Source organism: Rhizobium aethiopicum (genome assembly GCF_014197535.1).
Taxonomy (GTDB): Bacteria; Pseudomonadota; Alphaproteobacteria; order Rhizobiales; family Rhizobiaceae; genus Rhizobium; species Rhizobium aethiopicum_A.
The window spans coordinates 467652-479394 of record NZ_JACIFV010000001.1 but is presented as its reverse complement, the minus strand read 5'-3'; the positions used below and the strand labels follow the sequence as shown (position 1 = coordinate 479394).

10 protein-coding genes are annotated in these 11743 nt (G+C 63.1%); 5 read left to right on the top strand and 5 right to left on the bottom strand.

The window, feature by feature from the left end; translation table 11 throughout:
• Positions 1–4: 4 nt before the first annotated feature.
• Positions 5–1321: an ABC transporter substrate-binding protein gene (locus tag GGD53_RS02420; protein WP_184453213.1), complete on the bottom strand. Its 1317-nt coding sequence runs from the start codon at positions 1319–1321 to the stop codon at positions 5–7.
• Between the two features lie 65 nt (positions 1322–1386).
• Complete coding sequence (locus tag GGD53_RS02415; RefSeq protein WP_184453211.1) at positions 1387–2850, bottom strand: aldehyde dehydrogenase; 1464 nt, start codon at positions 2848–2850, stop codon at positions 1387–1389.
• A 234-nt stretch (positions 2851–3084) separates the two neighbouring features.
• Here GGD53_RS02415 and GGD53_RS02410 point away from each other — a divergent pair, with 234 nt between their 5' ends.
• Positions 3085–3984: a helix-turn-helix transcriptional regulator gene (locus GGD53_RS02410; RefSeq protein ID WP_184453209.1), complete on the top strand. Its 900-nt coding sequence runs from the start codon at positions 3085–3087 to the stop codon at positions 3982–3984.
• Between the two features lie 76 nt (positions 3985–4060).
• Here GGD53_RS02410 and GGD53_RS02405 read toward each other — a convergent pair whose 3' ends face one another.
• A complete protein-coding gene (locus tag GGD53_RS02405; RefSeq protein ID WP_184453207.1) occupies positions 4061–4546 on the bottom strand; it encodes a MarR family winged helix-turn-helix transcriptional regulator in 486 nt (161 codons plus the stop codon).
• A gap of 197 nt (positions 4547–4743) precedes the next feature.
• Between GGD53_RS02405 and GGD53_RS02400 the strand changes: the two genes are divergently transcribed.
• The 4 genes from GGD53_RS02400 to GGD53_RS02385 are packed head-to-tail and all read left to right on the top strand — an operon-like array spanning position 4744 to position 9786.
• Positions 4744–6321, top strand: coding sequence for an AMP-binding protein (locus GGD53_RS02400; protein WP_184453205.1), 1578 nt, complete (start codon positions 4744–4746; stop codon positions 6319–6321).
• 44 nt (positions 6322–6365) lie between these two features.
• Positions 6366–7187: a p-hydroxycinnamoyl CoA hydratase/lyase gene (locus GGD53_RS02395; RefSeq protein WP_184453203.1), complete on the top strand. Its 822-nt coding sequence runs from the start codon at positions 6366–6368 to the stop codon at positions 7185–7187.
• A 31-nt stretch (positions 7188–7218) separates the two neighbouring features.
• A complete protein-coding gene (locus GGD53_RS02390; RefSeq protein WP_184453201.1) occupies positions 7219–8325 on the top strand; it encodes an NAD(P)-dependent alcohol dehydrogenase in 1107 nt (368 codons plus the stop codon).
• Positions 8326–8346: 21 nt separating this feature from the next.
• Complete coding sequence (locus GGD53_RS02385; RefSeq protein ID WP_184453199.1) at positions 8347–9786, top strand: coniferyl aldehyde dehydrogenase; 1440 nt, start codon at positions 8347–8349, stop codon at positions 9784–9786.
• A gap of 96 nt (positions 9787–9882) precedes the next feature.
• On the opposite strand, the gene rsmA is transcribed toward GGD53_RS02385, so the two are convergent.
• Both rsmA and pdxA read right to left on the bottom strand, forming a co-directional pair.
• Positions 9883–10710 (bottom strand): 16S rRNA (adenine(1518)-N(6)/adenine(1519)-N(6))-dimethyltransferase RsmA, encoded by an 828-nt coding sequence (gene rsmA, locus GGD53_RS02380; protein WP_184453197.1) that lies wholly within the window; start codon positions 10708–10710, stop codon positions 9883–9885.
• Complete coding sequence (pdxA, locus tag GGD53_RS02375; protein WP_184453196.1) at positions 10710–11738, bottom strand: 4-hydroxythreonine-4-phosphate dehydrogenase PdxA; 1029 nt, start codon at positions 11736–11738, stop codon at positions 10710–10712. The genes rsmA and pdxA overlap by 1 nt, the downstream gene beginning before the upstream one ends.
• Positions 11739–11743 lie beyond the last annotated feature (5 nt).

The following is an 11743-nucleotide window of genomic DNA, read 5'->3' as shown; positions in this document are numbered from 1 at the left end:
GTTGCTATCCGTTATAGGCGGTGAGCTTGGCGCCGACCGGAACATTGGGATCGGTGGCGTTTTCGGTGACGACGTAGTCGAGCGCGAATTTCGAGCCCTCCGGCGCTTTCACCCACTGCGTGCCGATGATCGGCCCGGGAGAAACATTGGCGACGGGACCGCTGGTGAAGTCGACCTTGCCGGCGATCGTCGTCGTCTTCAGCGTGGCGAGCGCCTTGGCGACGGCCTCCTTGCTCTTGACGTCGGTACTCGCCTTCAGCGCATCGAAGCCGGCGTCGAGCAGCGCAAGGCTGGCGCCGAGCTGCTGCGTCCACTGCTTGCCGCTTGCCGTTTCGTAGCCGTCGGCGAGTTCGGTTCCGGAGACGCCGGTCAGCGTCGATTTGTAAGGGAAGGCCTTGTGCCAATAGGCGGCACTGCCGATGTTGAGGCCGAGATCGCCGAGTGCCTCGATGTCGGATGGAAAGAGACCTGTTTTGGCGACCTGGCAGATCTTGATCTGCTGGGTCAGGCCTTGCTGTGCCGCCTGACGCCAGAAGGCGGCGAAATCGGGCGGGATCGGGAAGGAGTTGAAGATCTCTACGCCTTCCTGCCGGAAGAGAGCGATCTGCGCCGAAAAGTCGGTGGTTCCGGTTTCATAGGCGCCGGGATCGACGATGGTGAAGCCCGCCCTGGCAAGTGCCGGCGCCAGATGGGTGCGGATCGCATTGCCGTCGGCATCGTTCGGATACATGACGCCGACCTTCTTGTTGGTCTCGATCAGGTTCCACTGCGAGACATAGGCCTTGTGGAACTCTTCGACGCCGAAACCGAAATGATAGGTCCATTTGAACGGCGAGGGCGCGCCGGGCTTGGCGCCGCGGCCGAAATACCAGGCTTCCCAGGGCATCACCGTCGACAGGCAGGGAATGCCTGCCGCCTCGCAGGCATCGGCCACCGGATTGATCGTTTCGGGCGTCGAGACGGCGAGCATCAGGTCGATCGCCTCGTTGTTGATCAGGTCCTTCGCCAGCTGGCCGGCGCGCGAGGGGTCGGATTGGGTGTCCTGGTCGAGAATCTCCACCTTCCAGGTCTTGCCGCCGGCCTGCAGGCCGTTCGCCAGCGCCTTGCGCGTCAGTTCGAGCACATAGCCGTCGGTCTCGCCGAAGCCGCCGAGAGGGCCGGTGCGCGGGCTGATGAATCCGACCTTCAACGTATCGCCTTGCGCGAAAACCGTGCGGCCGGAAAGCGCCAGCGCCGCACTGCCTGCGGCAGCCGATGCGATGAAAGAACGGCGGGTCAGGGACGCCGCGTTGAGTTTGCCATTGCGGAAAATGCCGTTCATGAAATCGTTCCTCCCTATTGATGCGGGCCTCCCAGCCCGTTTCCTGTGTTCATCCCGATCTGAAGTCAGATCGGGTAGTGTCGTTTTCCCCCAGCCATGGTGATCCATCTGAGCTCGGTGAATTCATCGATTGCGGCCTTGCCGCCGAAGCGGCCATAGCCGCTTGATTTGACGCCCCCGAACGGCATTTGCGGCTCGTCGGAAACCGTGGCCTCGTTGATGTGGCAGATGCCGGATTCAAGCCGCATGGCAACAGCCATCGCCGCATTGATGTCGGCGCTGAAAACCGCCGCCGAGAGCCCATATTCGTTGTCATTGGCAACCGTCACCGCCTCATCGACGCTGCCGACCCGGACGATCGCCGCAACCGGCCCGAAGCTTTCCTCGCGGTAGATGCGCATGGCAGGCGTCACGTGATCGATGACGGTCGCATCCATCAGCGTGCCGTCGGGCCGGCCGCCGCAGACGAGCGCAGCACCCTTCTGCAGGGCATCGTCGACGAGCGACTTCACGCGGCGCGCCGCTTCGGCGTTGATCAGCGTGCCGAGCGGCGTATTGCCGTCCCCGGGATGGCCCGCGATGAGGGTTTCGGCCTTCGCCCGGAATTTGCCGACGAAATTATCGGCGATCTCGTCCATCAGAATGATCCGCTCTGTGGACATGCAGATCTGGCCCTGGTTCATGAAGGCGCCGAAGGCGGCGGCACCCACTGCCTCGTCAATATCGGCGTCGGCAAGAACGATGAATGGTGCCTTGCCGCCAAGTTCGAGAAGGCAGCGCTTCAGATGCCGTGCCGCGCTTTCGGCGATGATCCTGCCGACACGGGTGGAGCCGGTGAAGTTGATGCGGCGCACAGCCGGATGGGCGATCAGGGCATCAACGACGGCGGCGGCATCGCTCGGCGCATTGGAGACGACATTGACGACGCCGCGGGGAAAGCCGGCGTCACACAGGATGTCGCCGATCAGGCCGTGGGTTTTCGGGCAGAGTTCGGAGGCTTTCAGGACGACGGTGTTGCCGCAGGCAAGCGGCATGGCGACGGCGCGGGTGCCGAGAATAATGGGCGCATTCCAGGGGGCGATGCCGACGCAGACGCCGGCCGGCTGGCGCACCGCCATGGCGAGGTTTCCGGGAATGCCTGAGGGAATGAGCTCGCCCGAGATTTGCGTGGTCATCGCCGCCGCCTCGCGCAAAATATCGGCGCCGAGCCGGCAATTGATCGCCGCCCATTGCGTCGTGGCGCCGGTTTCCCCGGTCATGGCGGCAATCAGTTCCGGCGAACGGGCATCGAGAAGTTCGGCGGCGGCGTTGAGCAGTCTGCGCCGTTCGCCGGGGCCGGTTTGCGACCAATCGGGAAAGGCAGCAGCGGCGGCATTGGCGGCCCGCGTCATGTCGGCGACGGATCCTGCCGAAGCGATCGTCGCGACATCGCCGGTCAGCGGATCGACGCGTTCGAAGGTGGCCCCGTGGGAAGCATCCATCGCCTCGTTGTTGATCATCAGCTTTGCCGAAAACACGGTTTCACCCATTCGTCACATGCTGGCGCCAAGTGCTGACGCCTGGATTATTGCCACGGGAGAAGACGAGCGGACGCAACGGCCTAGAGGCCGCTTAAGCGTTCCTGTGTCTGATGAAATGCCTCCTCCCAAAGGCTAATGACGATAAGGTTACGCCGATCGATGGCGGATGGAATGCGATTTATTGGGTTAATATTGTAATTATCCGGCGACTGCGGCACTATTTGCAGGAGCGGAGGAGCGGCTTTGGCCACGGACGGAGGCATTCATCACTATGCCAGGGGCGAGTGGCATGCGCCGTCACTGTCGCATCGGCGTATCCGTCTGCAGAAAGGCCTCTATACCGATTTCCACCATTTCCTGCTGCTCGGCGACGGGGCGGCCGACCTTCATTTCGACAGCGGCGAAGACCGGCCGCTGCACGGGCCGCTGCTTGCCTTCCTACCGCCGCAGGCACGCTGCGATCTGTCGATTGCTGCCGGGAGTGCCGCCCATCTCATCGGCGCCTCGGCGCAGATCATGGTCGACGCGATTGGCGACAAGGTGGAATCCTACTCGCTGCGTCTCCTCACCGAGCAGCGCAAGCTGGTCGAGGCACGGGACCCCTTGCTGGTGGCCGAAATCAGTCCATTGATTTCGGGCTTCGTGCGGGAACTCGGCGATCCCTCCCGGGCCTCCTGGATGGTGGTCTCGGCCTATCTCAGGCTGATCCTCATGACGCTGTGGCGCGGCAGCGACAGCGAAAGAAGCGAGCCGCGTGGGCAGGGCGAAACCGGATCGATCCTGCAGCGTTATCGCCAGCTGGTCGAGGCCGGTTTCCGCCAGCACCGGCCGATCAGCGATTATGCCGCGGAATTGGGCGTCACCGCCGACCGCCTGCATTCGATCTGTCAAAGGACGCTCGGCCGCTCGCCGATCCAGCTTCTGCACGAGCGCGTGGTGCAGGAGGCAAAGCTGAGATTGGAGCGTTCGGCCCGCAACATCCAGGAAATCTCCGACAGCCTCGGCTTTCGCGACCCGACCTATTTCAGCCATTTCTTCAAGCGCAAAACCGGCCTTTCCCCCGCCGGCTACCGTGAGATCGCCCGTGCTTCCGCCGGCTCGGAAAACAGCATGCTTTCCTCGGGTTATGCGGATTGGCCTTAGGTTTGCGCGCATTGCATCGCCGGGGTTGCCAAGGCTCCTTCTGCTCTGGCAAGCCGGCAAAGGGCGGAAGCAGGTTTCAGTCGCGCTTATATATCCGCTTCAGCGCAGCCAGCAGAGCATCCATTTCATCTTGCGAAAACAGGTCGATGAAACGCTGTTCGTGTGCATCGATCAGCTTGCGCGCCCGCGCGAGCATGGCGTGACCCGCCATCGTCAGATGCAGTTCCTGGCGGCGCCGGTCCGCAGCTGAAGGGCGGCGCTCGATGAGGTCGCGGCCTGCGAGCCGGTTGACGAGCGCCATCATGGTCGCGCGGTCGGTGCCGAGCGTATTGGCAAGGTCGATCTGCGATGCACCCGCATTGACTGCAAGGAGCTCCATCACCGCGAGCTGTTTTTGCGTCAGCGCCAGCTCTTCCATGGTTTCAGCGAAGTCGCGGTAGATCGCGACATGCGCCATACGCAGATGAAAACCGAGGAGATCGCCAAGCCGGCCGACGTCGAGAGACGGCGTCGCCGGAGCATCCTCGCTCTCAACATCATCCCGCGGTGGTTTTGTAGCCATTATTCATTCTCGCCTAGTCAAGGCGCTATAACCATCAAAATCAGCAGGTTAGTCAATATCCGCCCGAAGATTTCCCGGAGCTTGTCGGAGTGGATGGATTTGCCGCGAGCAGCCTCTTGCATCCTGCTCAAAAAATATTAGTATGTGTTGCATACAAATTTGTCGGCCGCGGAGGAGCGGCTGGCATCGGAGGAAAAATGGCGCGTTCCCTTTCCGGAAGGTCTTCGTCGGTCGATTGTGGACTGGTGGCGGAGGATCCGATCCTTTACTGCGCCCGTGTCGCGCCGGATCGACAGGCCGTGTTCGAGATCGCCACCGGCCGTCAGCTCAGCTATGCCGAGCTCAACATGCGGATCGCCCGATGTGCCGGTTTCCTCGATAATATCCTCGGAGCGCGCCGGGACGGGGCGCGGATCGCCATGCTGGCGCGCAACTCGATCGATTCGATCGTGCTGGCTTTTGCCTGCCAGCGCGTGGGCGCCGTTTATGTGCCGCTCAACTGGCGTCTCGGCGCCGCCGAACTGCGGCCGATCCTTGCCGATTGCGCGCCGGCGCTCCTGGTCTACGACGAGGAGTTTTCGGAAGTTGTGGCGAGCCTTGCAGATGCCGATCCTGACATGGCGGTGATCTCGACGGCAGATGGCCCAGCCGGGCTTGCGGCCCGCATCGAGGCGAGCGTCACGGCCGATCCGGTGTCCGAAGATGCGGATCGGGCGTGCGTCCTTCTCTACACCTCGGGCACGACAGGGCAGCCGAAGGGCGTCGTTATCACCGGCCGCAATGCTTTCTTTGCCGCCGTCAATTTTTCCTTCGTCGGAGAGATCGGGCCGGCATCGGTCGCTTTGTGCGATCTGCCCTTCTTCCATACGATCGGGCTCATCGCCGTGGCGCGAACCACATTGATGCTGGGTGGTACGCTCGTCATCTCCGACCGCTTCACCCCGGCGCGCACGCTGGCCGTCTTGCGTGAGCGTGCCGTCACCCATTATTTCGCCGTGCCGCAGATCGCCCTGGCTCTGCGCAACGATCCCGCCTATAGCGCCGCGGCTCTCTCTGGCCTGCATGCGCTCTTCGTCGGCGGCGCGCCGCTGACGCAGGCGCTGATCGAAAGCTATCTCGATGACGGCGTTGCGCTGGTCAACGGTTACGGCATGAGCGAGGCCGGAACGGTGCTGCATGTGCCGATCGACCAGCGCGCGGTGCAGGACAATCCCGGTAGTGTCGGTCTTCCCGCACCATTGGTCGACATCCGCATTGTCGGCGAGGGTGGCCACGACGTCGGCCCCGGCGAGATCGGCGAAATCTGGCTGCGTGGACTGGCGGTGACGCCAGGCTACTGGAACAAGCCTGCGGAAACCGCCGCCGCCTTCACCGACGGCTGGTACCGTACCGGCGATCTCGGCCGGCGTGAAGCAAACGGCTTCTATCGCATCGTCGACCGGCTGAAGGATATGTATATCAGCGGCGGTGAGAATGTTTATCCGGCCGAAGTCGAGGCTGTCCTCGCAAGCCATCCCGATATCCTCGACGTCGCGGTCGTCGGCATTCCCGACAACAGGTGGGGAGAATGTGGCGTCGCCTATGTCGTGCTGCGGCCGGGTGCCGTGGTGACGGGCGAAGCGATTGCCGGCCATTGCGCGGTAAGGCTCGCCGCTTTCAAGCGCCCGGCGCACATCCTCTTCGTCGAAGCCGTTCCCCGCACCGCCTCCGGCAAAGTGCAGAAACATGTCCTGCGCCAGCTGCATTCCGACGAAACCCTTCAACGACAGGCCTGATGAAGCGGCCCCGGCTTCCATGCCGAAACCAATGGAGTGATCTGATGACTGAAGACCAATCGCCGGTTCTGGTCGAATTCGATAACGGCATCGCTTTCGTGACCCTCAACCGACCGGAAAAGCGCAATGCGATGAATCCGGCCTTGAATGCACGGATGCTGGAGGTACTCGATGAGCTCGAGGGCGATGAGCGCTGCGGCGTGCTCGTCCTGCGCGGCGCCGGCGAGTCCTGGTCCGCCGGAATGGATCTCAAAGAATATTTTCGCGACAATGACGACAAACCGCGCGATGCTACATTGAAGGCGCGGCGCCAATCCGGCGGCTGGTGGGGCCGGTTGATGTATTTCGAGAAGCCGACGATCGCCATGGTCAACGGCTGGTGCTTCGGCGGCGCCTTCACGCCGCTCGTTTCCTGCGACCTTGCCATCGCCGCCGAGGAGGCGAATTTCGGCCTTTCCGAAATCAACTGGGGCATCTTGCCGGGTGGCAACGTCACCCGCGCAGTCGCTGAGGTGATGCGCCATCGTGATGCCCTCTACTACATCATGACCGGCGAACTCTTCGGCGGGCGCAAGGCTGCCGAAATGGGTCTCGTCAACGAGGCCGTGCCGCTCGCCGAGCTCGAACCCCGAGTCCGCAAGATCTGCGCCAGCCTGCTCGAAAAGAACCCGGTGACGCTGAAGGCCGCCAAGGACACCTATAAGCGGGTGCGCAACCTGCCGTGGGATCTCGCCGACGATTACATCTACGCCAAGCTGGAGCAGATGCTGTTTCTCGACAAGACCAAGGGGCGCGACGAGGGACTGAAGCAGTTCCTCGACGACAAGACCTATCAGCCGGGACTCGGCGCCTACAGGCGCGGCTGAGGGCGCGGATTGATCTCGGAAGGAGGATAGAATGAAGATCCATGCCGCGGTGGCGCGCGCGCCGCATATGCCGTTTTCGCTGGAAAGGCTCGATCTGGAGGAGCCGCGCGAGGGGGAGATCCTGGTTCGCGTCGTAGCGACCGGCGTTTGCCATACCGATATCGTCATGCGCGACCAGCATCTGCCGGTGCCGCAGCCGGTCGTGCTCGGTCACGAGGGCGCCGGCATCGTCGAACGTGTCGGGCCAGGCGTTGCCAAGGTGACGCCGGGCGATCACGTGGTCATGACCTTTAATTCCTGCGGTCATTGCCCGAGCTGCAACGATCACGAGGAAACCTATTGCCACGAGTTCTTCCCGCGCAACTTCTTCGGTGCGCGCGCCGACGGTTCGAGCGGGCTCTCATGCGAAGGAGAGCGGATTCATGGCAATATTTTCGGACAATCGTCCTTTGCAAGCCACGCGCTGTGCCATGAACGCAATATCGTGAAAGTGCCGAAAGATGCGGATCTGGCGCTGCTTGGCCCACTCGCCTGCGGTATCCAGACCGGTGCCGGCGCGGTGATGAATGCGCTCGACGTCGAGCCTGGAAAAATACTCGCAGTTTTCGGCATGGGCTCTGTTGGTCTGGCCGCCGTGATGGCGGCGCGGATCGTCGGCGCGTCGCGGATCATCGCTGTCGATGTCAATGAGACGCGGCTGGCGCTTGCGGCGCAACTCGGAGCGACCGACATCGTCAACGGCAAGGGGAGCGACGCGGTTGCCGCGATCATGGCGCTGACCGGCGCCGGCGTCGATTATTCGATCGATGCCTCCGGCGTGCCCGCCGTCATCGACCAGTGCGTGCGGGTACTGGCGCCGCGTGGTACATGCGGCATCGTCGGTGCCTCGCCGCACGGCGCTACATTGACGCTCGACCTCACCCATATCCTGTCCGGCGGCCGCCGGGTGCGCGGCATTGTCGAGGGCGATTCCAATCCCGACGTGCTGATCCCCTTATTGATCGACCTTCATCGCCAAGGGCGCTTCCCCTTTGACAGGCTCGTCAGCTTTTACGATTTCGCCGACATCAATCAGGCGGTGGAGGACTCGGAAAGAGGCATCGTGCTGAAACCGATCGTGCGCCAGCCGGCCGCCTGACATCGTTCGAGGGAGGAACCAATGAACAACGTCACCCCAATCGCCACCGATACCAGTTCTGACGTCATGAAGCAGCTGCTCGCCCGGCAAAGGGCGTCTTTCCTCAAGGAGGGGCCACCCAACATCGGGACCCGCATTAATCGCATCGACCGAGTCGTCGCCCTTCTCGTCGATCATAAGGATGCGATTGCGGCGGCTCTCTCGGACGATTTCGGAAGCCGCAGCGTCGAGGCGAGCCTGCTTCTCGACGTCTTCACCTGCGTCGGTTCGCTCAAATATGCCAAGGCCCATCTTGCCGAATGGTTGAAGCCCGAGCAGCACGAGGCTTTGTTCCCGGACGCGGTGGCCGAGGTGGTCTATCAGCCGAAGGGGGTGGTCGGTATCCTGAGCCCCTGGAATTTCCCCTATCAGCTCGCGCTTGCCCCACTTGCCGGCATCCTCGCCGCCGGCAACCGCGCCATGATCAAACCGTCGGAGGTAACGCCGGCGTCGGCCGCGCTGATGGCGGAACTCGTTGCCCGCTCCTTCGACGAAACGGAAATTGCGGTGGTGCAGGGCGGACCGGCGACCGGCACCGCTTTTACCTCGCTTACCTTCGACCATCTGATCTTCACCGGCGGCACGGCGATTGCCCATCAGGTCATGCGGGCGGCGGCAGAAAACCTGACGCCGCTGACGCTCGAACTCGGCGGCAAGTCGCCCGTCATCGTCGGCCGTTCGGCCGATCTCGCAGACGCGGCGCGTCGCATCATGACCGTCAAGACGCTGAATGCCGGCCAGATCTGCCTGGCGCCTGATCATGTCTACGTGCCCGAGGAAAGCGTCGAAGCCTTTGCCGAACATGCGGTGGCGGCGGTTGGCGCGATGTATCCGACGCTGAAGGAAAATCCTGATTACACCTCGATCGTCAATGCCCGTCATCACGCCCGCGTGCAGGGCCTGGTCGACGACGCCAGGGCCAAGGGCGCCCAAATCGTCGAGATCAATCCGGCTGGAGAGAATTTCTCGCAGCAATCGGCTCACCGCATGCCACCAACCCTGATCCTCGATCCCACCGACGATATGCGTGCCCTGCAGGAGGAAATCTTCGGGCCGGTTCTGCCGGTTCTTCCCTACCGCGATGTCGCAGACGTTATCGATCGCATCAACGCCCGGCCGCGCCCCCTTGCCCTCTACTACTTCAGCCAGGATGGCGAAGAGGAGCGCCGCGTTCTCGACAATACGACCTCCGGCGGAGTGACCGTCAATGACTGCATGAGCCACGTCACGGCGGAGGGCTTGCCCTTCGGCGGCGTCGGTCATTCCGGCATGGGCGCCTATCACGGCAAATTTGGCTTCCTCGCCTTCTCGCATCCGCGCGCCGTCTACCACCAGAGCAAGATGGTGGAAGCGGAATACATGATGCGTGCTCCATTCGGCGAGGCGATGCGCGGCTTTCTGGCCCAAGCGATCTGCAAGTAAGGTGCTCCTCATCAACCCAGCCGTCCGATCGCCAATGCGAAAGGACGGCCTTCGACCTAAGGCGCGTCCTTTGTGCATCCAACAGGAAATGTGGCGCTAAAGGCTATTTGCGAGAAGGCAGAATTCTTCGACTGAGAGGGTCTCCGCCCGCCGCGCCGGATCGATTCCCGCCTTGATGAGCAGGCTCTCGCCGCCAATTGGTTTCAGGCTCTGGCGCAGCATCTTGCGGCGCTGGCCGAAGGCGGCCTGCGTTACTTTTTCCAGATTGGCGACAGCGCAGGGGATGGGGTTCGCCCTGGGGATCAGATGCACCACTGTCGAAGTCACCTTCGGCGGCGGCGTGAAGGCTTGCGGCGGTACGTCGAAGGCCATGCGTGCCTCCGTTCGCCAGCCACAGAGCACGCCGAGACGGCCGTAATGGTCGTCGTCCTCGCCAGCAACGATCCGCGCGCCGACTTCCTTCTGAAACATCAGCGTCAGCGACTGCCAGAATGGCGGCCAGGCCCTCGGCAGCAGCCAGTTGACCAGCAGTTGCGTACCGACATTATAAGGCAGGTTGGCGATGATCTTGACGGGGCCTTCCGGCGCCAATGCTTCGAAATCCGTCTTCAGCGCATCGCCTTCGATGACCTCCAGGCGGCCGGGATAGTGATCGGCGATCTCGGCAAGCGCCGGCAGGCAGCGCGCGTCACGCTCGATGGCAATGACCTTCTTGGCGCCGAGCGCCAGTATCGCGCGGGTCAGCCCGCCGGGACCGGGGCCGACCTCGAAAACGGTGGTCTCTTCGAGCGCGCCTGCCGTGCGGGCGACCTTCTGCGTGAGGTTGAGGTCGAGCAGGAAGTTCTGCCCGAGCGCCTTGCGCGCATCGAGGCCGTGACGCTGAATGACGTCGCGAAGCGGCGGCAGGCCATCGAGTGCTGCCATCAGCGGCGGCTTTCCCAAGAGCGGCCGAGCTGGGCGGCAAGCTTCAGTGCTGCAACCAGGCTCTGCTCACGCGCCAGTCCCTTGCCGGCAATGCCGAAAGCGGTGCCGTGATCCGGCGAGGTTCGCACGAAGGGAAGTCCGAGCGTGACGTTGACGCTGTCGTCGAAACCGAGGGCCTTGGCGGGGATCAGCGCTTGGTCGTGGTACATGCAGATGGCGACATCATATCGCGCCCGCGCATCGTCATGGAACATCGTATCGGCGGGCAGGGGGCCGATCGCGTCGATACCCTCGTCACGCAGTTGCTCGATCGATGGGCGGATGATGTCCTCATCCTCCGTGCCGATCGCTCCGCCTTCACCCGCATGCGGGTTGAGGCCGGCGACGGCAAGGCGCGGCGCGTCGATACCGAAGCGCTGCCTGAGATCCGCATCGGCGATCCGGCAGGTTTCGATGATCAGTTCGCCGGTCAGTGCTTGCGGCACATCGCGGACAGGAATGTGGATGGTAACTGGAATGGCCCTGAGTTTCGGTCCCGACAACATCATGACCGGCGTCACCGGCCTGCCGGTCGCCCTGGCGGCAAGATCGGCGAGAAATTCGGTATGGCCGGGAAACCGGAAACCCGCCTCGTAGAGCACGCCCTTAGCGATCGGATTGGTGACGACTGCGAGTGCCTCGCCGCCGATGACAAGCGAGACTGCTTTCTCGATCGCCGCGATCGTGCCCTTCGCCGTTGCCGCATGCGGCTCGCCGGCCACCACCTCAATACCGGCCTGGACGCTCATGACGGGCAGCGCATCGGCAAATATCCCGGTGGCCTCGCCGGCCTTGGCGATCTCACGAATGGAAACCGCCAGATTGAGCTGGCGGGCCCGCAGAGCCAAGACATCCGGATCGCCGATAAGAAAGAACGGCGGAAGCCCGAGTTCACGCCGCCGGAGCCAAGCCAACAGGGTGATATCCGGTCCGATGCCGGCGGGATCGCCCTGGCTCAGCGCAAGCGGTCGTGAGAAGGGTATCGCCATCGTCG